Origin of the sequence: Marinobacterium mangrovicola, from assembly GCF_004339595.1 — a bacterium.
Lineage (GTDB): Bacteria > Pseudomonadota > Gammaproteobacteria > Pseudomonadales > Balneatricaceae > Marinobacterium_D > Marinobacterium_D mangrovicola.
This window is the reverse complement of the sequence record NZ_SMFU01000009.1, coordinates 112,355-134,854: the sequence shown is the minus strand read 5'-3', so window position 1 is coordinate 134,854 and position 22,500 is coordinate 112,355. Positions and strand designations below refer to the sequence as shown.

Here is a 22,500-nt window from a genome sequence, read left to right as displayed (position 1 = left end):
CCTTTACAGCGATTCTACGTAGCGGCGGATGCGCTCGGAGGCTTCAACCACCTCGGAAACGGTGGCCACCAGCGCCATGCGCACAAAGCCGGCGCCGGGCAGGCGGCCGTCCGCCATTGGCCGCGACAGGTAGCTGCCGGGCAGTACGGTCAGGTGCTGCTGTTCATACAGACCGCGAGTGAAGGCGTCATCGGCGATCGGAGTCGGCACCCACAGGTAGAAGCTGGCATCCGGCTTCTTCACATCCAGCACCGGCGACAGCACCTTGATGGCGGCGTCGAACTTGTGGCGGTACTGGCTGCGGTTTTCCAGCACGTGGTCTTCATCGTTCCAGGCGGCGATGGAGGCCAGCTGATGCTGAATCGGCATGGAGCTGCCGTGGTAGGTGCGGAACAGCAGGAACGGCTCCATCAGCTCGGCGTCGCCGGCGATAAAGCCGGAGCGCAGACCCGGCAGGTTGGAGCGCTTCGACAGGCTGTGGAACACCACGCAGTTGCGGTAGTCGTGACGACCCAGCTCGGCGCAGGCTTGCAGCAGACCCGCCGGCGGGTTGGCTTCGTCGAAGTAGATCTCGGAGTAGCACTCGTCGGAGGCAACGACGAAGTCGTATTCGTCGGACAGCGCGATCAGCTTCTTGAACTGCTCGATGGTATGAGCTGAGCCGGTCGGGTTGCTCGGTGAGCAGACGAACAGAAGCTGGCAGCGCTTCCATACATCGGCAGGGATCGCATCGTAATCCGGTACGAAGCCGGTTTCCGGCAGCGTCGGCAGGTAGTAGGGCTCGGCGCCGGAGAGGTAAGCCGCGCCTTCATAGATCTGGTAGAAGGGATCCGGCGTTAGCACCAGTGCGTCCGGTGAGCGTTTCACCAGTGCCTGGGTGAAGGCGAAGATCGCTTCGCGGGTGCCGTTGACCGGCAGTACGTGGCGCTCGGCATCCATGGAGCCTTGCTGCAGTTTGAAGCGGCGCTCACACCATTCGGCGATCGCCTGGCGCAGCTCCGGCATCCCCTTGGTGCTGGGGTAGTTGGAGACGCGATCCAGGTTCTTTTTCAGCACGTCGAGCACGAACGGCGGTGCCGGATGCTTGGGTTCACCGATCCCCAGAGAGATATGTTCCAGATCAGCAGGCGGCGTCACACCGCGCTTGAGCTCTGCCAGTTTTTCAAACGGGTAGGGCTGTAGGCGATCCATATCGGGGTTCATGCGGCTCATCGGGCTGTCCTTCAGACTGAACTATAACCACGCCAAGTATGCGGTTTTGGCGGCATTTAGGGTCGCAAAGTATACCGGATGGCGAGTAATCGGCCAATCGCCCAGCGGCTGCGCTGGCCCGGTTTCTCGCACCGAGTTGTTCATCTAAATGAAACAGAACTGACATCGTACTATCAGCGATATGAAGCATTCTGCTGCTCTAATTTGGGTTCATTTGAAACTTGATGGCCAGAAATCTGTTCATGGCATCTCAGGCTTGCCAGGTTTTGCCTGGTTCGAAGGATTGATAAGGGAGCAAACCGCAATGGCTCGAAAAATGGTACGCAGCAGTTTGGGTGTGGCACTGGCGTCGGTAATGGCATTCAATGCCCAGGCCGCAACCCAGATCGAGTGGTGGCACGCCATGGGCGGCACCCTGGGGGAAAAGGTCAACGAGATCGCCGCCGGGTTTAATGCCAGTCAGGACGACTACGAGGTCAAACCGGTGTTCAAGGGCAACTACACCGAGACCATGACCGCTGCCGTAGCCGCGTTTCGTGCCAAGCAACAGCCGCATATCGTGCAGGTGTTCGAGGTCGGTACCGCGTCGATGATGGCCGCCGAAGGCGCCGTCTACCCGACCTGGAAACTGATGGAAGACGCCGGCGAAGCCTTCGATCCGGATAACTACCTCAGCGCCGTCACCGGCTACTACACCAGCGACGACGGCAAGATGCTGTCGATGCCGTTCAACAGCTCCACACCGGTGCTCTACTACAACGCCGATGCGTTAGAGAAAGCCGGCGCCGAGCCGCCAAAAACCTGGGAAGAGATGGGTCAGGTCGGTCAGAAACTGCTGGATGCCGGTTACAAATGCGGCTTCACCACCGGCTGGCAGTCCTGGGTGCAGCTGGAGAACTTCAGCGCCCGTCACGATATTCCCTTTGCTTCCAACAATAACGGCTTCTCCGGTCTGGATACGGTGCTGGAGTTCAACAGCGACAAGCATGTGCAGCATATCGCCCAGCTGGCCGAGTGGCAGAAGAGCGGCATCTTCGGCTACGGCGGCCGTCGTTCCGACAGCCTGCCGAAGTTCTACAGCGGTGAATGCGCCATGTATATGGGCTCTTCTGCGTCCTATTCCGGCGTGAAAAGCAGCGTGCAGGATTTCGAGTTTGGCGTAGCTCAGCTGCCGTACTGGCAGTCGATGATCGATAGCCCGAAAAACACCATCATCGGTGGCGCTACGCTCTGGACCTTGCAGGGCCGCGACAGCGAAGACTACAAGGGCGTGGCCCAATTCTTTACCTACCTCTCCTCACCGGAAGTACAGGCGGACTGGCACCAGTTCACCGGTTATCTGCCGATCACTCATGCCGCCGCTGAACTGACCCGTGAACAGGGCTTCTACGCGGCAAACCCAGGCACCGATGTGGCGATCACGCAGATGACCGGCGGTGAGCCGACGGCCAACTCCAAGGGACTGCGTCTGGGTAACTTTGTACAGATCCGTGACGTGATCAACGAAGAGCTGGAGAAGGTCTGGGCCGGCGATGCCTCCGCCAAGGACGCTCTGGATGAAGCGGTGGAGCGCGGTAACGACCTGCTGCGCAAGTTTGAACGCGCCAATCGCTGATTCGTAACAGGGAGCACCGGTGCCTCGGCTTGTCCGAGGTGCCGGTCATTTCGTTATGTCCAATATAAGTTCTGAACGCGTGCCGGCTTTCGATAGCCGTTGGCTGCCCTGGCTGCTGGTGCTGCCGCAGTTGCTGATCACGCTGGTGTTTTTTATCTGGCCCGCCGCCCAGGCGGTGTGGCAGTCGTTCCTGATGGAAGATGCCTTTGGGCTCTCCACCGAGTTTGTCGGCCTGGAAAACTACCAGCTGCTGTTCACCGATCCGGGCTACTACAAAACCCTCTGGACCACCGTCGTCTTCAGTGCCGGCGTGACGGCGCTCTCCATGGGGCTGTCGTTGACCCTGGCGGTGATGGCGGACCAGGTGGTGCGCGGCGCCCAGGTCTACAAGACGCTGTTGATCTGGCCCTATGCCGTCGCACCCGCGATCGCCGGTGTGCTCTGGCTATTCATGTTCCACCCCACCGTCGGTGTGCTGGCGTATCTGCTGGATCAGCTGGGTTACGAGTGGAACCACTTTCTCAATGGCGATCAGGCGATGCTGCTGGTGATTATCGCCTCCGCCTGGAAGCAGATAAGTTACAACTTTCTGTTTTTTCTTGCCGGATTGCAGGCGATCCCGCGCTCACTGCATGAGGCGGCGGCCATCGATGGCGCAGGCCCGCTGCGGCGCTTTATCACCATCACCTTTCCGTTGCTGTCGCCGACTACCTTCTTCCTGCTGGTGATCAACGTGGTGTACGCGTTTTTTGAAACCTTCGGCGTGATTCACGCGGTCACCCAGGGCGGGCCCGGCGATGCCACGCGGACCCTGGTGTACAACGTCTATGACGACGGTTTTGTCGGTCTGGATCTGGGGGGCTCCGCGGCACAGTCGGTGGTGCTGATGCTGCTGGTGGGCGCACTCACCGTGGTGCAGTTCCGCTATGTCGAGCGCAGGGTGCAGTACTAGGGTGGAAAGCTAAGGTGAAGGGCTGAGGTTGAGATCTGATGGTTGAGAATCGATTCTGGCTGAACCTGATCAGCCACGGGGTGCTGGCGCTGGGCGTGCTGCTGGTGGCCTTTCCTATCTGGATCGCTTTTGTGGCGTCTACCTATCCGGCGCAGGCGCTGGTGACTGGTACCGTGCCGCTCTGGCCCGGTGATCAGCTGCTGGAAAACTTTGGCCGTGTGCTGGGCACAGGCAGTGACTCATCGGTTGGCGTATCGGTGGCGCTGATGCTGTTCAACAGCCTGGTGATGGCGCTGGGGATCGCTTTGGGCAAGATCGCCATTTCCGTACTGGCGGCCTATGCCATCGTTTTTTTCCGCTTTCCGCTGCGGATGTTCTGCTTCTGGCTGATCTTTATGACGCTGATGCTGCCGGTGGAGGTGCGGATCATCCCCACCTTTCAGGTGGTGGCGGATCTGGGAATGCTGAACAGCTACACAGGGCTGACGCTGCCGCTGATCGCCAGCGCCACGGCCACCTTCCTGTTACGTCAGTTTTTTATGACGGTACCGCCGGAGCTGGCGGAAGCGGCGCGGGTGGATGGCGCCGGCCCGATCCGTTTCCTGATCGATATTCTGCTGCCGCTGTCGCGCACCAACCTCGCGGCGCTGTTCGTGATCATGTTCATCTATGGCTGGAACCAGTATCTCTGGCCGCTGCTGATCACCACCAGCGAGGACTATTACACCGTGGTGATGGGGATCCAGCGGATGCTGGCGGTGGGTGATGGCGAGGTGGCCTGGAACGAGGTGATGCCGACTACTCTGCTGGCGATGCTGCCCCCGGTGGGCGTGGTGCTGATGATGCAGCGCCTGTTCGTCAAGGGACTGATAGAAACCGAAAAGTAAGAGAACGGCCATGGCTACACTGACACTGGATCAACTGAACAAAACCTACGACAACGGCCAGGTGGCGGTTCAAGGGCTGTCGATGGATATCGCCGATGGCGAATTTATTGTCATCGTCGGCCCCTCCGGCTGCGGTAAATCCTCGCTGCTGCGGATGCTGGCAGGGCTGGAACGGATCAGCGCCGGCGAGCTGAAAATCGGCGATCAGCGCGTCAACGAACTGGAACCGGCGAAACGCGATATAGCCATGGTGTTTCAGAACTACGCGCTCTATCCGCATATGAGTGTCTACGACAATATGGCCTATGGTCTGAAAAACCGTGGCTTCGACAAAGCCGAGATCAAACGCCGCGTCGAAGCCGCTGCCGAGACCCTGCAACTGGAACAGCTGCTGACACGCAAGCCGCGTCAGCTCTCCGGCGGGCAGCGCCAGCGCGTGGCCATGGGGCGTGCCATCGTGCGTAACCCCCAGGTGTTTCTGTTTGATGAGCCGCTCTCAAACCTGGATGCCAAGCTGCGCGTGCAGATGCGGATCGAGATCAAGAGGCTGCAGCGTGAGCTGGGTACCACGGCGGTCTATGTGACCCACGATCAGGTGGAGGCGATGACGCTGGCGGATCGTCTGGTGGTGATGCGCAACGGCGTCGCCGAGCAGATCGGCACGCCGATGGAGATCTATAACCGTCCCGCGACTCCTTTTGTGGCTAGGTTCATCGGCTCACCGGCGATGAACTTCCTCGATGGTAGCCTGGCGCGAGGCCAACTTAGCATCGGTGAGCGCCAGATCCAGCTGCCGGAGTACGCTAATGCCTGTACTGAGTTTAACGAGCGCGTGCAGGTCGGTATCCGTCCCGAGCATCTGCACCGGATCATCCCCGGCCAGCCCGTCGAGGGCGTGCCGCTGGAGGTGGATGTGCAGCTGGCGGAGCCCCTGGGCGCCGATACGCTGCTGCATGGTCGGCTGGCGGGCACCGATAATCAATTTACACTAAGGCTGCGAGGCGAGTATGTGGCCGCCGACGAGGAGCGCATCGCTCTGTCGCTGGATCCTTCGCAACTGCACCTTTTTGATAAACAGAGTGGACAGAGGATCGAACCGTGTTGAACACCGAGTCAGAGCGCGACTTAAGGCCTGGGGTTAAACCGCAGCTGCCAAAAATCATCGGCCATCGCGCCATCGCTTCGCTGGCGCCGGAAAATACACTGGGCGCGGTCAGGGAAGCGGCTCGTCAGGGCGTTAAATGGGTGGAAATGGATGTCAGCCTGTTGGCGGACGATACGCCGGTGATCCACCACGATCCGACGCTGGAGCGCCTCTCCAATTCGACGGGCACCCTCTGTGAAATGCAGCTGGTTGATCTGGCCGGTGTGAATGTGGCGGCACGGTTCGAAGGCTGGGGCGTTGAGCCGGTGCCGACCCTTCGGGAGATGCTGGCGCTGCTGAGCGAGCTGAAGCTGGGATTCAACCTGGAGATCAAGGATCAGGGGCTGGATCCGGCCAGAGTGGTTGCGGCGATCGCACCGGAGCTCAGCGCTTTTGATCCCGCGAAGCTGGTGATCTCCAGCTTTAGCGAAGCGCTGTTGCAAGAGTGCCAGCGCCAACTGCCCGAGCTTGCGCGCGGTCTGCTGCTCTCTGAGTTGGAAGGGAACTGGAGCGATAAGCTCGAGTCGTTGCAGGCGTTCAGCCTCCACAGCCACTGGCGTGCGCTCAATGAACAGACCATCGCCCAGGCAAAAGCGATTAGTTGCCGTGTGCTGGCCTGGACCGTTAACGATATTGAGGAGGCGCATCGTCTGCTGCAGCTGGGTGTGGATTCCGTCATTACAGACATTCCCCAGCAGTTCGGCTCAGTGGATGACAGGGCGCCGGATGAAGCTCAGTGAACGCCAGCAACGGATCGTCGATACGCTCAGGGAGAGCGAAGAGCTCGGCGTGGATGAGCTGGCGCAGCGCTTCGATGTCTCCACCCAGACCATCCGCAAGGATATCAACCAGCTCTCCGAGGCGGGCCTGACGCGGCGTATCCATGGTGGCATAGCGCTTCCCGCCAGCGGCCGCAATATCTCCTTCCGTTCCCGCCAGGCTACCAATGTGAGCGCCAAACGCGCCATGGCCAGGGCCTGCGCTGAGCTTATTCCCGATGGCGCCTCGGTGTTTCTCGGCATAGGCACCAGTGTGGCGCTGCTGGCCGAGGCATTGACTGAACGTCGCGATCTGCGCGTGCTCACCAATAACCTGGATGTGGCCGAACTGCTTTGCGATTATCCACAGATCAGCGTATCGCTCAGCGGTGGCCAGTTGCGCCATAGCGACCGGGATCTGGTGGGTGGCGCGGCGGTGGATTTTATCCGCGCTCACCGGGTCGATTTTGGCGTCGTTGGTGCCGGTGGGCTGGATAGTGAAGCGGGACTGCTGGATTTCGACCCTCGCGAGGCGGAGGTCAGTCGCACCATTCTGGCCTGCGCCCGCCAGCGAATTCTGCTGGTGGACCAAAGCAAATGGCGGCGCCGGGCGATGGTGGTGGTCGATGATTTCAATGCACTGGATCTGATGGTGACAGACGCCCTGCCTGACGACGCCGCTGCCGTACTGGCGAAGGCGGGCGTTCAGGTGGTGGAAGCCCAGCGTCCGGATGGAAAGAGCGAAACAGAGAGCGCTAACCGATGAGTCAATTCGATGCTGAGCAACTGAAACGGATCCGTTTTCTGCTCACCGATGTGGACGATACGCTGACCAGCGAAGGGCGTATCCTGCCCGATACCCTGGCGATGATCTACCGGCTATCCGAGGCGGGTATTCACCTGATTCCGATCACCGGCGCCTGCGCCGGCTGGTGCGACCATATGGCGCGTGCCTGGCCGGTAAGTGCGGTGATTGGTGAGAACGGCGCGTTCCATATGTGTCGCAGCGACAAGGGGTTCGAACGCTTTGACTGGACGCAGGAAGCGCAGATGCGCAGCGATCAGGCGGAGGTCAAAGCGCTGATCGAGTCGGTGATCCTGCCGGCTTATCCCGGGCTTTCACTGGCGGCGGATCAGCCTTACCGACTGGCCGATGTGGCGGTCGATATCGGTCAGGATGCCAGGCTGGATCAGGCCCAGGTGGCTGAGATTATCGAGCGGCTGCATCAGCGAGGTATCAACGCTCGAGCCAGCTCTATCCATATCAACGCCTGGCGCGGCGGTTTCAGCAAATACGCCATGGCGGTGAAACTGCTCTACGACTTGTATGGCCTTAGCGGTGCGCAGCTGCAGGAGCAGGTGGCGTTTGTGGGTGATTCCGCCAATGACGAAACCATGTTCGAGGGTCTCAGCTGCACCTTTGGCGTGGCCAATATCGCCAGGGCGTTGCCCTATATGAAACATCGGCCAGCTGAAGTGCTCAGCCAGCCGATGGGAGCGGGTTTTGTGGAGCTGGGCGAGCGGTTGCTAACCGCCCGCACTGGGTGAAAAAACTACTGTGAAGGACCGGTGAGCTGAGCAGGGTCCAGCATCTGCTCCAGTTCCTCTCGGCTCAGGTCGGTTTCCTGCTCCACCACGTCGATGATCGGACGACCCTCGGCGTAGGCCTGTTTCGCCAGCGCAGCGGCCTTCTCATAGCCGATGACGCGGTTAAGCGCGGTTACCAGAATCGGGTTGCGTGACAGCGCCGCGTTGATCACATCTTCACGTACCTTGAAGCTGCGGATCGCCTTGTCTGCCAGGCTCTCGGCCGCATTGGTCAGCAGCGCGATGCTGTCCAGCAAGTTGTAGGCGATCACCGGCAGCATCACGTTAAGCTGGAAGTTGCTGCGCTGGGCGCTGAGCGCCACGGTTGTGTCGTTGCCGCACACCTGCATGCAGGTCATCAGCACCGCTTCCGGAATCACCGGGTTTACCTTGCCGGGCATAATCGATGAGCCTGGCTGCAAGGCTTCCAGTTCGATCTCGCCAAGCCCCGCCAGTGGGCCGGAGTTCATCCAGCGCAGATCATCGGCGATCTTGATAATGGAAGTAGCGCAGGTGCGAAGGTTAGCGGAGAGTTCCAGCGCCGTGTCCTGGCTCGACAGCGCGGTAAAGCGGTTCGGCGCCGGGGACAGCGTCATCCCGGTGCGGGCGCTGAGGTTACGGCAGAACAGGCGCGGAAAGGTGGTCGGTGAGTTGATGCCGGTGCCCACGGCGGTACCGCCCTGGGCCAGCTCTGCCAGGCGTGGTGCGGTCTGCTCCAGCCTTTCTACCGACGCCTTGATCTGCTGCTGCCAGCCGCTCAGTTCCTGTCCCATGGTCACCGGCATCGCGTCCATCAGGTGGGTGCGGCCGGTTTTGACCAAGTCATTAAGGTCGGAACTCTTGCGGCGGATCGCATTTTTCAGATGGCGCAGTGCCGGGATCAGTTTGATCTGCAGCTCGCTCAGGGCGCTCAGGTGCAGCGCCGTGGGGATCACGTCGTTGGAGCTCTGGCTCATGTTGATATGATCGTTAGGGTGCAGCGTGAGCCCTGCGTCTTTCTCGATCAGGTGGGAGAGCACCTCGTTCATGTTCATGTTGCTGCTGGTGCCGGAACCGGTCTGGAACACATCAACCGGGAACTGATCGTGAAACTCGCCGGCGACGATCCGGTCGCAGGCGGCGATGATCGCCTTGCTGTGCTCTTCGTCGAGCAGTCCCAGTTCCGCGTTGGTCTGGGCACAGGCCGCCTTGATCTGCGCCAGGGCGATAAGAAAGGGCGCCGGCATGCGGCGGTCACTGATCTGGAAGTTGTTTACGGCTCGCTGGGTCTGGGCGCCGTAGAGCGCCTCTTCAGGTACTTCGACCTGGCCCAGGCTGTCATGTTCTGTGCGCGTCATACACCCTCCTATGTGTCTGTTACCACTGGTGCCTGCCGAAAACTCGGGGTTCCGAGACAGACGCTCAGAGTATCTTTGAGTATGGTTTACATCGACGGAATCACAACAGATGGGACTGTGTGTTGCGACCCAGCCACACTTCCTCTCTATGGGGCAGATAATACGTGGATAAGTTTCAATTGGATGTTGCTGCTATAGAGCCTAAGGCGAGCTCTGCCTCGGCGGGTTATAGTAGAGATCTGCCCGGCACAGGAGACTGCGCCGGATCTGCACAGCTTTCAGGATAAAAATAAAAAAGCGGCGGGAGGATAGCGATGCGACGAGGAAACATACTCTCTTTGGACAGCGGCGGATTTCATCGCCTGCATTATCAGGAGTGGGGCAGCGCCAGTAACGAGCGGGTGCTGATCTGTGTTCATGGAATGGCGCGCAACAGCCGCGACTTTGACGAGCTGGCGTTGGCGCTGAGTCGCAATTACCGTGTGATCTGCCCGGACCTGCCGGGCCGGGGCGAGAGTGACTGGCTTGCCAATCCGAAGGATTACTCACTGGTGCAGTATGTCCAGGATATGGTCGCGCTGATCGCCCGGGTGGACGCTGCCCGGGTGGACTGGATCGGCACCTCCCTCGGTGGGCTGATCGGCATCTGTCTGGCGGCGCAGCCGAATACGCCGATCCGCCGCCTGGTGCTGAATGATATTGGTCCGTTCATCCCCCAAACGGCGCTGCAGAGGATCGCAGGCTACCTGGGGGATCACCGCTTCGATGACGAAAACGCCATGGAAAGCTGGCTGCGTGATCTCTACACAGCCTTTGCCGGAATCAGTGATCGCCAGTGGCAGCACCTGGTGACCCACGGTCAGCGGGTGTGTGAGGATGGCCGGTTGGGGCTGCATTACGACCCGGCCATCGCCATCAACGCGGCAGAGAACGCCCAGGCGGATGTGGATATCTGGTCGCTCTGGGAGCAGGTGGCCTGCCCGCAGCTTTTGCTGCACGGTCGCGACTCTGATGTGCTCAGAACCGATACGGTAGAGCAGATGCAGGCGCGCAAGCAGGATCTGCAGATACACAGCCTTGAAGGCATCGGCCATGCGCCGGCGCTGATGAGCAAAGATCAGATCGCATTATTGGTCGAGTGGTTGCGGGCTACGCAATCACAGGTATTTACCGACAAAGAGGAGCTGTAAAGAGGAACTATGAGTCTGCTTACCCGTTGGCCCAGAGAACAGCTGATGCTCAGTGCTGAAGAACGTCGTCGTGCCGTGCAGGCGGTGGAAAAGGCGTTCGCGCCCACGCTGGAGTCGCTGCAGGTGGATATAGGTCTGAAGGAGATGTTTGAGCAGATCTATGTACCCCTCGCGGCCTGGCTGGTGGAGCGTCAGCGTGGGCAGAGCAAACCGCTGGTGGTGGGTATCAACGGCGCTCAGGGGGCGGGAAAATCCACCCTGTTTAACCTGATCGAGGTGATTCTCGAGGAGGGGTTTGGTTTGCGCGTCATCGGCTTCTCTATCGATGATCTGTATCGTACCCGCGCCGAGCGTGAAGAGCTGGGGCGTGAGGTGCATCCGCTGATGGAGACCCGTGGCGTGCCCGGTACCCACGACGTCGCCCTGGGTATCGAACTGCTGGAGTCACTGCTCCATGCCGGGCCCGATACGCTGACCAAGATACCGGTGTTCGACAAATCCATCGATGACCGCTGTCCGCCCACGGTTTGGCAGGAGTGGCTAGGGCCTGTGGATGTGATCGTGTTTGAAGGCTGGTGTGTCGGCGCGGAGCCGCAAACCGAAGCGGAGCTGGCGCAGGCGGTGAACTCGCTGGAAGCGGATGAAGACCCGGACGGTGTCTGGCGCCGTTACGTCAATGCGCAGCTGGCGGGACCCTATCAGCAGCTGTTCGAGTATCTGGACCTGGTCCTGATGTTGAAAGTGCCGAGCATGCAGGCGGTGTATCAGTGGCGCGCTCAGCAGGAGGAAAAACTGGCCGAACGGGTGCGCTATATCTACGACACCCAGCAGCCGACTTCGCATCTGCGAATCATGAATCCTTCCGAGATCCGCCGCTTTATCGCCCACTATGAGCGCCTGACCCGCGCCATGCTGGAGGAGCTGCCCGGCAAGGTGGATATCTGCCTGGACCTGAATGAAAACCACAAGATCAGCGACATTCTGATCAATACGGGGCGGCCGCTACTGACATCACGCCAGGGTGGTGTGGAGTTCAGCCTGTAAGCAGAAGGCTGAGTCCGCCGGCATTAAATCGGCAGCAGCGTGGTGGATGCAAACCCCACGACCACCGAGTTGATGGCGCGGTTGGTCTTGTCGGACACGATCTGCGCCATCATGTCCTGGTAGGCTATCAGTTTGCCAAAAATGCGTTCGAAACTGTAATTGGGTACGCCGTTGTCGGCGATGCCGTTGGAGAGTAGAAACAGATCGCCATTGGGCAGGCGGCGGTTATTCAGGCGCCAGGCGATCGCTTCCAGGTTGCGGGCGGAGTTGAACAGCTTCTGCTGATCGATATCGTTCAGCATGAAAAACTCGTCGCGGTAGCTGTAGGAAGCATGCAGCATGCCGCTGATACCCACCATCAGCGCAAACACCCGGTCGCCGCGAAAGTCTGGCTCAAACGCCAGTGGTATCGCATCGATGCCGTAGCGGCCGTTCAGCTCGGGGTGATTGATCAGCCGCGGCGAATCCAGCAGCAGCTGCAGTCGCCGGCTCACAGTGATACCGGGCGGGCCCTTTTTCAGTTCTCTGGGATTCCGCTTGTAGAGCTTGATAGTGAGTTCGCGCACCAGGTCGTTGAGCGCGCGGATATGGGAGTCGGCCACCATATCGATATCGGACTTGGCCAGGTTCTTTATTTCAAAGGGGCGTGCTTTGCCGCCGCTGGCGCAACCCTGCAGCGCCAGTATGATCAAAACCAGGCCGAGCACTCGACTCATTGACTCTCTCCTTGCGTCTCTTGGCTCATCGGCGGAGCCTCATCATCCAATCTGAATACGGTAAGTTCCTTTACCGCAGGCGCGCTGAGGTCACCGGTGGTGAAACTGACGCCGCCGCCGACCAGTGTCTCCAGGCTGGCGAGCTTGATATCCAGGCCACTGAACAGGCCAGCGTGACTCTTGACGCCGCTCTCGTTGAAGAAGCGGCTGGAACTGCGCACCAGTGTCGCATGGCTGGGACGAATATGGGCATAAACCTTCACGCCATCACCCCGAAGATTGATCTCGTACCCGGTCACCTCACCCACCGGCACCTGCCTATAGAGCACCGGGCTACCGAGCCCGATTGAGCCAAGCTCGCGGGCGTGAAGCTCCACCGTCAACCCCGGCTGCGGCTGGTAGGCGGGCGGCTCGCGCAGGGCGATAAAGTCGTGGGCGATAGCTCTTGTGTCGGTTCCGTCACCGGGCAGGGCTTCCACCTGGTTACCAAACAGCACATTGGTGGGGTTAAGGATCCCGCTGAGACGGATCTGTGGTTCTTTGATCCAGAACCGGGTGCCCTCCCGGGCCAGGAAAGCGGCTTCATGGAACAGGCTTGCCTTTGCGATGCGGGCGCCGTTGGCGCTGACCACGCGGATACTGTCGATACGCCCAACCTGCTGACCGCGATAGTTGATCGCTGCACCCGGTGCCAGTTCTGCGCCGGGTGAAAAGCTGATCTGGATCTGCAGTGCTTGCTCCTGTGCGGCCTGCCGGTCAGGGTAGAGGCGGAAGCGTTGCGCCGTTGTAAGGGCGTCTCCACCCTCAGGGGTATCAAAGGCGATGCCGCCCTTTACCAGCTGTTTCAGTGAACCTGTGTTGACCTGGACACCCTCCTGCAGGCTGGCACGAGCTTCGATACCGCCGGAGATCCAGAAGCGGCTGCTGCCGTTCAGTAACTGGCTGTGCTCGGGGGCGATGGTCAGATCGATCAGCACCGAACGGCCGGTATCGCCAAGGTGATAGTGGCTGACCTCGCCGACCTCCAGCCCGCGATATAGCACCGGTGAGCCCACGGCGACGGCACCTAACTGCGGAGCCTCCAGTGTCAGCTTCAACCCGGCGCTGCCGCTATCGAGGTCGCCGCTCTCGGTTGCGCTCTCGCGATCTGTGTACAGGTTGAAGCGCCGTGGCGCTACGACCTGCTTGCCGGGGTTATTGCCCGGATTAAACAGGCTGATGCCGCCTCGAAGCAGCGTCTGTGCGCTGCCGGTTTCCAGCGAAACGCCGTCCAGGTCGGCGGCGAAACGGATGCCGCTGCTGTTCCAGAAGCGGGTGTGGCTGCCGATCAGCTGGCGGTATTTCTCCTTGATCACGGCGTGAATAAGCACCTGGCTGCCATCGGCGGTCAGCTCGTAGCCGTTGACTTCACCCACCGGCAATTGCCGGTAAAGCAGCGGCGAGCCGCGATTGATCGAGCCCAGTTCATCGCTGATCAGCTCCAGCTCTACGCCTTGCTGCACCGGCAGTTTCGCCGGAGCCTCCGCCATTGCAGTGAAGTTGAAGGTCTCACGGCCGGGCCCGGGGGCCAGCTCGATATACTGGCCGCCCAGCAGTTTCTGCAGGTTCAGCTCGCCGGAGCTGAGGCTCGGTTCCACCAGCCAGAAGCGGCTGCCGGCGCGCAGCAAAGGACGAGCGCGGGGGTCGATCAGCAGCTGCGCATGCAGCGTCTGGAAGTCATCGCTGAACTTGATGTCGCGCACGCGACCAATACGGACACCACCGGTGCGTACCTCGGTGCCGGGGCTCAGCTGAGTGTCGGCGGGGAAGGTCAGCTGTACAGGAACGCCGTCCTCGGCGGCTTCGTAGTCGGCGAACAGTCGGAACTGGTCGCCATCCTCGGCGGCGGGGTTTTCCTGCGGGTCAGGTGTGTAAAAGTGCACCCCGCCGGCGATGATGGTAGCCAGGGAACCGAGGCGGAAATCGATATCGGGAAACTTGCCCTTAACCTCCAGGCTGCTGGCGTTCCAGAAGCGGGAGTGTTTTTTCACCAGGTGGGCGTACTGCTGTTCCACAAACAGATCCACCAGGATCTGGTCATCGTTGGCGCTGAGGCGATAATCGATCACCTCGCCCACGTTGACGTCGCGGTAATAGACCGGGGAGCCGCGCCGCACCGCACTGACGGAATCGGCAAACAGGGTGATGTAGAGCCCATCCTGATCACGGATTGCCGGCGGTGGTTCATCGGCAGCAATGAACTGACGTGTCTCTGGCCCATCGCCAGGGCGAATGCCAATGTAGTGGCCGGAGACCAGAGTCTCCAGCCCGCGCACACCGGAGAGTGATATCTGCGGTTTCACCAGCCAGAACTGGGTTTTTTCATGCAGCAGCGATTCGGCGTGGGTAGCGATCTCAATCTGTGCGGTAACGCTTTGCAGATCGTCATTGAGCCTCAGGCTGCGCACGGTACCGCTGGGCAGACCGCGGTAGATTACCTGAGTTTTGTTCTCCTCCAGACCCTCAGCGGAGCTGAATACCACATCGACCATAACGCCGGCATCGTTGTAGCTTTTGAACACCAGCCAGCCGGCGATCAGGGCCGCCAGCAGCGGCAGAATCCAGACCGCGGAGGGGCCGCGGTGGCGCCGCACCCGGGGGCGGATTTCGCCGGGGGATGGATTATCGGAGTTCGTATCAGACTTAGGATCCACGCGGGTTCTCCTGAAGGTGGCGGTCCCAGATCAACCGGGTATCGAGAGTGCCGGCGGCCAGCATGGTGAAAATGACGACGCCGGCAAAGGCGATGGCGCCGGCCTGACCATCGATGTAGGCCAGATTGCCGAACTGAACCAGGGCGACCAGTATACCGACGACAAAAATATCCAGCATCGACCAGCGGCCGATCCAGTGAACCACGCGGAACATCACCATCTTCTGCTGCATATTGGTGGTCCAGCCGCGTTGGATCGCTAACAGCAGTGCACATAGCGCAATGATCTTGCCTACCGGAATCAGAATACTGGCAGCCAGTACCACAAAGGCGATGCCCCAGAGCCCGTGATGGGCCAGCTGCAGCACGCCGCCAAAAATGGTCGAGGGTTCCCCCTGACCCAGGGTAGTGACCCGCATGATCGGCAATAGGTTCGCCGGCAGCAGCAACAGCGTGGCGGTCAGCAACAGGGCCCAGGTGCGTTTCAGCGAATCCGGCGTACGCGCATGCAGCATCGCCTGGCAGCGCGGGCAGTGGGTATGTTCCTGCTGCAATGGCCAGAGTGCGCCGCAGTCGTGGCAGCGGATAAGGCCCTGGGCCAGGGCGCTGTGGCGCCAGTTATTCATGCCGGACTCCTTTGCCAGCTGTATTTCCCGTGGCGCTGCTCAGATCATCGATCTGGTGCCAGAACAGGTCTTCATCCATCTGTGATGAGCTCAGCGCTGTGATCAATATCAGCGCCCCCAGGGAGTAAAGACCCAGGCCCGGGTGCACCTCCGCTATATCCACCAGTTTGACCACGGAGACCAGCACGCTGATCAGGTAGACCTCCAGCATGCTCCACTCATCGAGATGGTGAAGGGCGCGCATCGCCAGTGGCAAACCCGGCCAGCGCCGACGCAGGTGCAGTGCCAGAGAGAGGTAAGCCAGCAACAGAAACTTGGTGCAGGGTACGAGGATGGCAAACAGCAGAATACAGAGGGAAACCAGCGGCAGGCTGTCTTCGTATAACGCCATGGCACTGGAGAAAATCGTCTGCTGTTGATGCCTGCCAAGCACTTCCAGGCTCAGCACCGGGAACAGATTGGCCGGCAGCAGCAGTATCAGGCCGGCGATGGCCAGGGCCAGGGAGCGTTCCACGCTGTTGGGGTGGCTGGATATCAGCCGTGAACCGCAGCGCGGACAGTAGACTACCTGATCACCGCTGATCTCGGGTCGAGAAAGTAGCAGGTCGCATTCATGGCAGGCGATACGTGTATCAGGGGCCAGGGTACTCATTAATCTCCCGGTTTAAGGCAAACCGCGTTCGGCATGATCCGACGCAGAAAATCAGCAGGCTTATCGTTTATAGTACCGCCTTCGAAGTTTCCCACAGGAGAACGTAATGGCAAACCAGAATAGTGACATCAGTGCCCTGAGACGGGAATACGTTGCTGAAGGCCTGCATAAGGCGGACCTGCGCGACGATCCGTTTGAACAGTTTCAGAGCTGGTTCGACAAGGCGTTGGTTGCCCACCCGGACGATGCCACTTCGATGACACTGGCTACCGCTGACAGCGAAGGGCGCCCGGGTGCCCGCATCGTACTGCTCAAGCACTTCGACAACCATGGCTTCTGTTGGTTTACTGATTTCCGCAGCGAAAAGGGGCAGCACCTGGCACAGAACCCTTACGCTGAGATTATGTTCTACTGGTACGGCCTGGAGCGTCAGGTGCGGATTCGCGGACCTGTCGAGAAGCTGGAGTATGCCTTTGGTGAGCGTTACTTCAACGCCCGTCCGCTGGGAAGCCGCCTCAGCGCCGCCGTATCTCACCAGAGCTCGCCGGTAGACAGCCGTGCGACGCTGGAAAAAGCGGTCAGCGAGATGAGCGCTGCCCATGAGGATGGTAATATCCGCTGTCCTGAAACCTGGGGCGGCTACCGCCTGGTGCCGGAGCGTTTCGAGTTCTGGCAGGGACGTGAGAACCGTCTTCACGACCGTTTCGTCTTTTCCCTGGACGACGGTAAGTGGCAGGTGGATCGTCTTCAGCCCTGAGCCGGTTGAGTAAAGCCACCGCCGAAGCAAACCTATTACCGGAAAGTCAGATGAAAATTACCCAAGATTCCGCCGTTTTCTTTCGTTACTCACTGGCGCCGGTGGGTGAGCCGCTGGCGGCTCCTGCGGATGATGATCCGGTGCTGAGTTACCTGCATGGCCATGGTCAGATCGTGCCCGGCCTGGAAGCCGCACTGGATGGTCGTGAAGCGGGGGAAAGCTTCAGTATTGAACTGAACGCTGAACAGGCTTACGGCCCCCGGGACGAGAGCCTGATTGAAACGGTTGAGCGTGAAGCTTTTGCCGGCGTCAAAAGCCTGCGCAAGGGCGCGCTGGTGCAGGTAAACGATGAATCAGGCAAGCCTGCACTGGCCCGTGTTCTCAACCTGGATACCCGGGAAGTTGAGCTGGATCTTAACCATCCCTATGCCGGCATGGATCTGGCCTTCAATGTTGCCGTGGTCGATGTTCGTGCCGCAACTGAGCAGGAACTGGCGGATTTGAGTGTCAGCAACTGAGCCGGATTGTTCCGCGAGTTATACGCTTAATTCTCTCCTGATTTCCTTTCCTTAATATCCTGAGCTGCCGATCCCCGGACCGGCTCAGGATACCTTCTCGCGCCATTTCAGATCACCGATCTGCACATTCAACCATTCAAACCCTATACGTCGCGCCACTGCCGCAGCGCCATCCAGGCTTTTAAATTCACGCTCGCCTTTAGAGCGTTGAAGATTTAATACCACCACTTCGCCATCACGCATTAGAAACTTCAAAGTCCAGCCACGAGACATCGAAATCGGAATGGCCTGGCACGACTCAAATACTCCCGCCTTGAAAAGAAGCTTAATTTCCCGTTCCTGCATTGTTTTAATCCTTTAGTGATTCATCGTTATTTATCTATTGATTATTTTATAACCGATAATGATCTATCGCAAATTTATATTGCTTTTTGTGGTGTTTTAAGTGGCTGTTTGTAAAGGGTTTTTAAACTTTTTTAATGAAGGGCGGGCGGCTTAAAGCATGGTGATGTAAGTGACTGAAATTACGATGTTTTTCTGTCTGAGAGCCTTAGAAGCTTTTGTGCCTTAAGAAAATCGTATTAGAACAATAAGTAGTTAAAAGTGATTAATGAATAATCAATACTATGAAAATGATCTGTTGATTTTGTGATGTGCGCTATTTTTATGACGTTGTGCTGGAGCTCAGCTGAGGTTGTGGTTCAAGTGGCGAGGAGGCGCAGGGCTCAGGCAAGCAGGCGGATCAGGGCGACAGGTGGGACGCAGGCTAAGGGTAAACGTGGTCTCGAAGGGGCGAAGGCTTTAGAAACCGGGCCGAGGCGGGGTGTGAAGGGCTCTGTCCGGACAGGCTGAACCTGCCCGGATCTATGGTGCGGCGGTTGTGGCGGGCTTACAGCTCTTTGGTGACGGCGAGGCGGGCGCGCAGCGCGTCTTCAACGCGGGTCAGATGTGCACGGATCTCTTTTACAGACTCGTCACTTTCGCTGAGCTCGGGGGTATAGCGGAACATATCCAGCATCTCGACCAGGAACCGCTCCTCGTTCATCTGTTTGAGCTGTTCAGCTGACCAGATTTTCATTTTGGTGGGCATTTTCTTCTCCTTGTAAGACAAGTCTGCGTGCAGGTTGTTTATGTGAAACGTTTTTTGCGCCTCGTACTTCCTGCCAGGTTATTGCATCTGCTCAATTTCAGTAATGGGATAAATGAGCCTTTTTTTCAAGCCAGAAATGGAGTGGAGGCTTGCTTGAGCTGAGTCAATATTCTCCGAAAGGTTCAGCGTTACTCTATCTCCAACGTTAAAAGAGAAGAAAGGGTGACCGCTATGTTTGGTGTTGATGCCTACAGCCTCGAAGTTCTTGTACCCAGTGTAATCGGTGTTGTTGCCATGGCCGGCGTGATGGTCTGGGCGTTTATCAAAGTCCGCCATCTGATGAACGAAGAACCGAAGCACAAATAAGAGACACGGATTCAGAAGTGCCAGGCTTGGCTCCCGGTTAAGCTTGATCCTCGTGAAAAAGGCCCGCCTCAGAGCGGGCCTTTTTTTGTCTTTTCAGCTCACGAGCTTGATACCTGGAAGAGAAACTAAATCGGCGGGCTGGTGTTCAGATTCGTTGGATGCGGCGTATGATGACGAGGGGGTTAAGTGAACCGAGGACGTTTCCATGAATATCTGGGCCATGGATAAGGATCAGAGTATCCGGCACCTGTTACTGCTGCTGCAGACCCGTTTAGGCGAGTCTGCGTTTCGTGTCGACGAAGCAACGGACTGTGACCGCTGTGCTGTGTTTATCTGTCACCCGGAAGATCCTCAACTGCGCGCTTATCTCTATACCCTCGGTCAGGCGGAAGAGCGCTATGGCCTGCATCTGGAATACCCACCGAGCTCGGCAAGTGCCGCACTCTTCGATGCGTTGGAGGGGCAATCTCTGAACGCGGTCGTGGATAGCCTGGCCGTGCACTTCGATATCCCCGTTATAGAGCCTCTGCCGGGTCACTGAAGCCTGTCTATAATTTAGTCAGTTGGTCAATGAACAAGGCAGGTTTGCTTATGGTTAACCCGGTATTGCCTCAGGTTCTCGCTGTACTGCGTGATCATCCAGATGGCATCAGCGAATACAGTCTGATGAAAGCGCTGGATCGGCAAAGGCTGTTCGAGGATCAAAACGGCGCGGGGCCGGGATTGCTACCGCTGTATCGCAAACATTTTCTGATCATGAATGCGCTCTACGATCTGCAGGATATTCTCTGGCAGGAGGAAAATCGTGTGCTGGAGATCTCGCCGCTGCATATCGAGCTGCACGAGCGTCAGCGGGCAGAGTCGCCGGAGCAGGAGCCGGAGTGGTATCCCCAGCTTGCCGAGTATTATCTGGACTGGAATGAATACAGCGAGACCACGGCGGAAGATATCGATCGGATGATGGCCGCGTTAAACGACAAGCCATCGTTACCGCATTAGGCGTCTTTATTCGATGCCGGTGGTTTTGCGCTGACCTGGCGTTTGGCGCGTGCGATCAGTGTATCCAGGTGTCGGGCGAACTCGCGCCGGTCCGTCTGGCTCAGGGCTGCGGGGCCGGCAGTCTGGATGCCGCTGGATCTCAATGTCTCGTAAAAGTCGCGCATGTTCAGGCGCGCTTTCACATTATTGGCAGTGAGCAGTTCACCGCGGGGGCTGAGCGCCAGAGCGCCTTTCTCGATCACCTCGGCCGCCAGCGGGATATCGCTGGTGATCACCAGATCGCCGGATTCGACACGACGCACGATTTCATTATCGGCGATATCGAACCCCTGGCTCACCTGAATCGCCTTGATCAGTTTCGACGGCGGCGTGCGAATATACTGGTTGGCTACCAGTGTGGTTTCTATACCGGCGCGTTCAGCGGCGCGGAAAATAATCTCTTTGATCACCACCGGACAGGCGTCCGCATCTACCCAGATTTTCATTACGGCTCTCGTTGGTTAGCTGAGGGCACCCGACCGCGATCGAGTGCGAGGCCGCCACTCTAGACCAGCGGTCTCGCATCTACCAGCAGTTCAGTCGGCCCAGCTTGAGCCTATAGCCCTGAACGGCATATCCAGTTCCATTTCCGGAACCTGTAAACCCACCCAGGCGGGGAAGGTGTTGCTGTTGGGGCCTGGGAACACACGATACTCGTCTTTCCACGGGTAGTTTTCCACCGCCGACTGAATCTTGGGAATCAGCTCATCCGCTTCGGGTCCGCGCAGGTCGTAGATCACTTCTGGACGGGCGCCGTACCAGTAACGGTCCGGCTGATCCTGAACAGACCTCAGCACCGGAAGTCCACGACGCTCGCGCCATCCGACCACTTCGTGAACGGTATAACTGTCGGCGTTGCTGGGTTTTATGGCGATCCAGGTGTGAACCGCGAATATACCTCGCCAGCCCCAGGCATCGGCGGCATAAACCTGGATCACCGCCTCGGGCGTATCCGATGCTGGCGGTGCGATGCCGGCGGACTCGCGGCTTGCTGTTTGCCAGCCATCGTTGGAACAGCCGGCCACCAGTGCGGCCAGCAGAAAAATGGCGGATATGCGTTTCAACATCTGTCTCTCCCTTGGTGTGACAGTTTCAGCGGCCGAGCGCTGCTCGGTGGCTAGTCGACAGCAGCGACGGCGAAGGTGGGGCGGCGAGGTAGCACTGCTTGGAGCAGCAACGCTTCCTTGTCATACTGACCGCTTAAATCCTCTCTTTGTTCACGACGTTTTTTCAAGGCAGGTCCATGAGCGATACCCTGATACCAGAAGACGAAGACCGGAATCTCAAGAACATCACCACGCTTGTTTATGCTTTGCAGGCGGCCTCTTTCTTAATCGGTATTACCTTTCTGGTCGCGGTGATTATCAACTACGTCAAGCAGCCGGATGTCCGCGGCACCCTCTACGAATCTCACTTTCGCTGGCAGATACGTACCTTCTGGTTCAGCGTCTTTTGGTTTATTACCGGTTTCCTGTCGATCATTATTCTGGTCGGTTACCTGATCCTGGCTATCAATACGGTCTGGGTGATCTATCGGATTATCAAGGGCTGGTTGCGTCTTAGCGACGGCAAGCCGATGTATGAATGGTGATTCCCAGGCATGAATTGCCAGAAGCCTCCGGCCTGAAATGGCAGGGGAGGCGCGGGCCGACGCAGATGCCGGCCCGGCAGGGGTGGTCTATCGCGCTGGGCGCGAAGCCCTAGCTGTTGAGCAGGGCCATAAACTGAGAAAGCCAGGCCGGATGCGCGGGCCAGGCCGGTGCGGTGACCAGGTTGCCATCGGTGGTGGCCTGATCCACTTCGATCTCGGCGAACTCGCCACCGGCCAGTCGTACCTCCGGTGAGCAGGCCGGATAAGCGGAACAGCGACGTCCCTTCAGCACATCAGCGGCGGCCAGCAGCTGAGCGCCATGACAGATCGCTGCCACCGGTTTGTTGGTGTCGAAAAAGTGGCGCACCATCTTGATCACATCGCTGTTCAGCCGCAGGTACTCCGGCGCGCGACCTCCGGGGATCACCAGTGCGTCATAGGCGGCGGGGTCGATCTCGTCGAAACTGGCATTCAGCGCGAAGCGATGCCCCGGCTTTTCGCTGTAGGTCTGATCACCTTCAAAGTCATGGATCGCGGTGGCTACGCTGTCGCCCGCTTTCTTATCCGGGCAAACCGCATCTACCTGATGTCCCACGGCTAGCAGGGTCTGGAAGGGCACCATGGTTTCGTAATCTTCGGTGAAGTCGCCGGTGATCATCAGAATCTTTTTGCTCATCACTCTCTCTCCTTGATGGAATGCCTTATAAAACGCCCTTAAAGCGCGGATG

At 58.8% G+C, this 22,500-nt stretch carries 26 protein-coding genes; 15 read left to right on the top strand and 11 right to left on the bottom strand.

The window, feature by feature from the left end; all coding sequences use genetic code 11:
• Positions 1-3 precede the first annotated feature (3 nt).
• Positions 4-1,203 carry a succinyldiaminopimelate transaminase gene (dapC, locus tag CLV83_RS13075; RefSeq protein WP_132294319.1) on the bottom strand — a complete coding sequence of 400 codons (1,200 nt, stop codon included), beginning with the start codon at positions 1,201-1,203 and terminating at the stop codon, positions 4-6.
• Positions 1,204-1,516: 313 nt separating this feature from the next.
• Between dapC and ugpB the strand changes: the two genes are divergently transcribed.
• The 7 genes from ugpB (at position 1,517) to CLV83_RS13040 (ending at position 8,116) form a co-directional block, all read left to right on the top strand.
• Complete coding sequence (ugpB, locus tag CLV83_RS13070; RefSeq protein ID WP_132293094.1) at positions 1,517-2,827, top strand: sn-glycerol-3-phosphate ABC transporter substrate-binding protein UgpB; 1,311 nt, start codon at positions 1,517-1,519, stop codon at positions 2,825-2,827.
• A gap of 64 nt (positions 2,828-2,891) precedes the next feature.
• Positions 2,892-3,779 carry a sn-glycerol-3-phosphate ABC transporter permease UgpA gene (ugpA, locus tag CLV83_RS13065; protein ID WP_207894915.1) on the top strand — a complete coding sequence of 296 codons (888 nt, stop codon included), beginning with the start codon at positions 2,892-2,894 and terminating at the stop codon, positions 3,777-3,779.
• A 38-nt stretch (positions 3,780-3,817) separates the two neighbouring features.
• Positions 3,818-4,666: a sn-glycerol-3-phosphate ABC transporter permease UgpE gene (gene ugpE / locus CLV83_RS13060; protein WP_132293090.1), complete on the top strand. Its 849-nt coding sequence runs from the start codon at positions 3,818-3,820 to the stop codon at positions 4,664-4,666.
• A gap of 10 nt (positions 4,667-4,676) precedes the next feature.
• Positions 4,677-5,771, top strand: coding sequence for a sn-glycerol-3-phosphate import ATP-binding protein UgpC (locus tag CLV83_RS13055; protein ID WP_132293088.1), 1,095 nt, complete (start codon positions 4,677-4,679; stop codon positions 5,769-5,771).
• Positions 5,765-6,550, top strand: coding sequence for a glycerophosphodiester phosphodiesterase family protein (locus CLV83_RS13050; RefSeq protein WP_132293086.1), 786 nt, complete (start codon positions 5,765-5,767; stop codon positions 6,548-6,550). Before CLV83_RS13055 ends, CLV83_RS13050 begins: the two co-directional genes overlap by 7 nt.
• On the top strand, positions 6,537-7,334 hold the full coding sequence (locus CLV83_RS13045) for a DeoR/GlpR family DNA-binding transcription regulator (protein WP_132293084.1): 798 nt from the start codon (positions 6,537-6,539) through the stop codon (positions 7,332-7,334). The genes CLV83_RS13050 and CLV83_RS13045 overlap by 14 nt, the downstream gene beginning before the upstream one ends.
• Entirely contained in the window at positions 7,331-8,116 is a 786-nt protein-coding gene (locus CLV83_RS13040; protein ID WP_132293082.1) for an HAD family hydrolase, read from the top strand. The genes CLV83_RS13045 and CLV83_RS13040 overlap by 4 nt, the downstream gene beginning before the upstream one ends.
• 5 nt (positions 8,117-8,121) lie before the next feature.
• Here the strand turns inward: CLV83_RS13040 and CLV83_RS13035 are convergent, their stop codons facing one another.
• Positions 8,122-9,492: a class II fumarate hydratase gene (locus CLV83_RS13035; RefSeq protein WP_132293080.1), complete on the bottom strand. Its 1,371-nt coding sequence runs from the start codon at positions 9,490-9,492 to the stop codon at positions 8,122-8,124.
• Positions 9,493-9,806: 314 nt separating this feature from the next.
• Here CLV83_RS13035 and CLV83_RS13030 point away from each other — a divergent pair, with 314 nt between their 5' ends.
• Both CLV83_RS13030 and CLV83_RS13025 read left to right on the top strand, forming a co-directional pair.
• A complete protein-coding gene (locus CLV83_RS13030) occupies positions 9,807-10,682 on the top strand; it encodes an alpha/beta fold hydrolase (RefSeq protein ID WP_132293078.1) in 876 nt (291 codons plus the stop codon).
• Between the two features lie 9 nt (positions 10,683-10,691).
• Positions 10,692-11,726: a hypothetical protein gene (locus CLV83_RS13025; RefSeq protein ID WP_132293075.1), complete on the top strand. Its 1,035-nt coding sequence runs from the start codon at positions 10,692-10,694 to the stop codon at positions 11,724-11,726.
• Between the two features lie 23 nt (positions 11,727-11,749).
• On the opposite strand, the gene CLV83_RS13020 is transcribed toward CLV83_RS13025, so the two are convergent.
• Genes CLV83_RS13020 through CLV83_RS13005 form a run of 4 tightly spaced genes read right to left on the bottom strand, consistent with a single transcriptional unit; the run spans position 11,750 to position 16,412 of the window.
• On the bottom strand, positions 11,750-12,442 hold the full coding sequence (locus CLV83_RS13020) for a hypothetical protein (protein WP_132293072.1): 693 nt from the start codon (positions 12,440-12,442) through the stop codon (positions 11,750-11,752).
• Complete coding sequence (locus tag CLV83_RS13015) at positions 12,439-15,135, bottom strand: PqiB family protein (RefSeq protein ID WP_132293069.1); 2,697 nt, start codon at positions 15,133-15,135, stop codon at positions 12,439-12,441. Before CLV83_RS13015 ends, CLV83_RS13020 begins: the two co-directional genes overlap by 4 nt.
• Positions 15,125-15,760, bottom strand: a complete 636-nt coding sequence (locus CLV83_RS13010) for a paraquat-inducible protein A (protein ID WP_132293066.1) — start codon at positions 15,758-15,760, stop codon at positions 15,125-15,127. Before CLV83_RS13010 ends, CLV83_RS13015 begins: the two co-directional genes overlap by 11 nt.
• Complete coding sequence (locus CLV83_RS13005) at positions 15,753-16,412, bottom strand: paraquat-inducible protein A (protein ID WP_132293063.1); 660 nt, start codon at positions 16,410-16,412, stop codon at positions 15,753-15,755. Before CLV83_RS13005 ends, CLV83_RS13010 begins: the two co-directional genes overlap by 8 nt.
• Before the next feature lie 106 nt (positions 16,413-16,518).
• Here CLV83_RS13005 and pdxH point away from each other — a divergent pair, with 106 nt between their 5' ends.
• Both pdxH and CLV83_RS12995 read left to right on the top strand, forming a co-directional pair.
• Positions 16,519-17,169, top strand: coding sequence for a pyridoxamine 5'-phosphate oxidase (gene pdxH / locus CLV83_RS13000; RefSeq protein ID WP_132293060.1), 651 nt, complete (start codon positions 16,519-16,521; stop codon positions 17,167-17,169).
• Between the two features lie 50 nt (positions 17,170-17,219).
• Entirely contained in the window at positions 17,220-17,687 is a 468-nt protein-coding gene (locus CLV83_RS12995; RefSeq protein ID WP_132293057.1) for an FKBP-type peptidyl-prolyl cis-trans isomerase, read from the top strand.
• An 84-nt stretch (positions 17,688-17,771) separates the two neighbouring features.
• Here CLV83_RS12995 and CLV83_RS12990 read toward each other — a convergent pair whose 3' ends face one another.
• Both CLV83_RS12990 and CLV83_RS12985 read right to left on the bottom strand, forming a co-directional pair.
• A complete protein-coding gene (locus CLV83_RS12990) occupies positions 17,772-18,032 on the bottom strand; it encodes a hypothetical protein (protein WP_104005546.1) in 261 nt (86 codons plus the stop codon).
• Positions 18,033-18,576: 544 nt separating this feature from the next.
• Positions 18,577-18,777, bottom strand: coding sequence for a hypothetical protein (locus CLV83_RS12985; protein ID WP_132293054.1), 201 nt, complete (start codon positions 18,775-18,777; stop codon positions 18,577-18,579).
• A 222-nt stretch (positions 18,778-18,999) separates the two neighbouring features.
• Between CLV83_RS12985 and CLV83_RS22605 the strand changes: the two genes are divergently transcribed.
• The 3 genes from CLV83_RS22605 (at position 19,000) to CLV83_RS12975 (ending at position 20,142) form a co-directional block, all read left to right on the top strand.
• Positions 19,000-19,143, top strand: coding sequence for a hypothetical protein (locus CLV83_RS22605; RefSeq protein ID WP_160115578.1), 144 nt, complete (start codon positions 19,000-19,002; stop codon positions 19,141-19,143).
• A 205-nt stretch (positions 19,144-19,348) separates the two neighbouring features.
• Entirely contained in the window at positions 19,349-19,684 is a 336-nt protein-coding gene (locus tag CLV83_RS12980) for a hypothetical protein (RefSeq protein WP_132293051.1), read from the top strand.
• 50 nt (positions 19,685-19,734) lie between these two features.
• Positions 19,735-20,142 (top strand): DNA-J related domain-containing protein, encoded by a 408-nt coding sequence (locus CLV83_RS12975; protein ID WP_165900307.1) that lies wholly within the window; start codon positions 19,735-19,737, stop codon positions 20,140-20,142.
• Here the strand turns inward: CLV83_RS12975 and CLV83_RS12970 are convergent.
• The gene (locus CLV83_RS12970) at positions 20,139-20,627 is read right to left on the bottom strand and encodes a YaiI/YqxD family protein (protein ID WP_132293046.1); all 489 of its coding nucleotides are present in this window, start codon (positions 20,625-20,627) and stop codon (positions 20,139-20,141) included. The genes CLV83_RS12975 and CLV83_RS12970 overlap by 4 nt on opposite strands.
• Before the next feature lie 90 nt (positions 20,628-20,717).
• Positions 20,718-21,248: a DUF3750 domain-containing protein gene (locus CLV83_RS12965; RefSeq protein ID WP_132293044.1), complete on the bottom strand. Its 531-nt coding sequence runs from the start codon at positions 21,246-21,248 to the stop codon at positions 20,718-20,720.
• Positions 21,249-21,424: 176 nt separating this feature from the next.
• On the opposite strand from CLV83_RS12965, the gene CLV83_RS12960 reads away from it, so the two are divergent.
• Positions 21,425-21,772 (top strand): DUF4870 family protein, encoded by a 348-nt coding sequence (locus CLV83_RS12960; protein WP_132293042.1) that lies wholly within the window; start codon positions 21,425-21,427, stop codon positions 21,770-21,772.
• A gap of 109 nt (positions 21,773-21,881) precedes the next feature.
• On the opposite strand, the gene CLV83_RS12955 is transcribed toward CLV83_RS12960, so the two are convergent.
• A complete protein-coding gene (locus CLV83_RS12955) occupies positions 21,882-22,451 on the bottom strand; it encodes a DJ-1/PfpI family protein (RefSeq protein ID WP_132293040.1) in 570 nt (189 codons plus the stop codon).
• Positions 22,452-22,500 lie beyond the last annotated feature (49 nt).

What these genes read in the sequence shown, in the direction of transcription:
- CLV83_RS13005 (WP_132293063.1), bottom strand. Translation starts at nt 16,412, where the DNA reads ATGAGTACCCTGGCCCCTGATACACGTATCGCCTGCCATGAATGCGAC.
- CLV83_RS13035 (WP_132293080.1), bottom strand. Translation starts at nt 9,492, where the DNA reads ATGACGCGCACAGAACATGACAGCCTGGGCCAGGTCGAAGTACCTGAA.
- dapC (WP_132294319.1), bottom strand. Translation starts at nt 1,203, where the DNA reads ATGAACCCCGATATGGATCGCCTACAGCCCTACCCGTTTGAAAAACTG.
- pdxH (WP_132293060.1), top strand. Translation starts at nt 16,519, where the DNA reads ATGGCAAACCAGAATAGTGACATCAGTGCCCTGAGACGGGAATACGTT.
- CLV83_RS13020 (WP_132293072.1), bottom strand. Translation starts at nt 12,442, where the DNA reads ATGAGTCGAGTGCTCGGCCTGGTTTTGATCATACTGGCGCTGCAGGGT.
- CLV83_RS13025 (WP_132293075.1), top strand. Translation starts at nt 10,692, where the DNA reads ATGAGTCTGCTTACCCGTTGGCCCAGAGAACAGCTGATGCTCAGTGCT.
- CLV83_RS12985 (WP_132293054.1), bottom strand. Translation starts at nt 18,777, where the DNA reads ATGCCCACCAAAATGAAAATCTGGTCAGCTGAACAGCTCAAACAGATG.
- CLV83_RS13055 (WP_132293088.1), top strand. Translation starts at nt 4,677, where the DNA reads ATGGCTACACTGACACTGGATCAACTGAACAAAACCTACGACAACGGC.
- CLV83_RS12995 (WP_132293057.1), top strand. Translation starts at nt 17,220, where the DNA reads ATGAAAATTACCCAAGATTCCGCCGTTTTCTTTCGTTACTCACTGGCG.
- CLV83_RS12990 (WP_104005546.1), bottom strand. Translation starts at nt 18,032, where the DNA reads ATGCAGGAACGGGAAATTAAGCTTCTTTTCAAGGCGGGAGTATTTGAG.
- CLV83_RS13030 (WP_132293078.1), top strand. Translation starts at nt 9,807, where the DNA reads ATGCGACGAGGAAACATACTCTCTTTGGACAGCGGCGGATTTCATCGC.
- ugpB (WP_132293094.1), top strand. Translation starts at nt 1,517, where the DNA reads ATGGCTCGAAAAATGGTACGCAGCAGTTTGGGTGTGGCACTGGCGTCG.
- CLV83_RS13045 (WP_132293084.1), top strand. Translation starts at nt 6,537, where the DNA reads ATGAAGCTCAGTGAACGCCAGCAACGGATCGTCGATACGCTCAGGGAG.
- CLV83_RS13040 (WP_132293082.1), top strand. Translation starts at nt 7,331, where the DNA reads ATGAGTCAATTCGATGCTGAGCAACTGAAACGGATCCGTTTTCTGCTC.
- CLV83_RS13010 (WP_132293066.1), bottom strand. Translation starts at nt 15,760, where the DNA reads ATGAATAACTGGCGCCACAGCGCCCTGGCCCAGGGCCTTATCCGCTGC.
- CLV83_RS12960 (WP_132293042.1), top strand. Translation starts at nt 21,425, where the DNA reads ATGAGCGATACCCTGATACCAGAAGACGAAGACCGGAATCTCAAGAAC.
- CLV83_RS12965 (WP_132293044.1), bottom strand. Translation starts at nt 21,248, where the DNA reads ATGTTGAAACGCATATCCGCCATTTTTCTGCTGGCCGCACTGGTGGCC.
- CLV83_RS12980 (WP_132293051.1), top strand. Translation starts at nt 19,349, where the DNA reads ATGAATATCTGGGCCATGGATAAGGATCAGAGTATCCGGCACCTGTTA.
- CLV83_RS12970 (WP_132293046.1), bottom strand. Translation starts at nt 20,627, where the DNA reads ATGAAAATCTGGGTAGATGCGGACGCCTGTCCGGTGGTGATCAAAGAG.
- ugpE (WP_132293090.1), top strand. Translation starts at nt 3,818, where the DNA reads ATGGTTGAGAATCGATTCTGGCTGAACCTGATCAGCCACGGGGTGCTG.
- CLV83_RS12975 (WP_165900307.1), top strand. Translation starts at nt 19,735, where the DNA reads ATGGTTAACCCGGTATTGCCTCAGGTTCTCGCTGTACTGCGTGATCAT.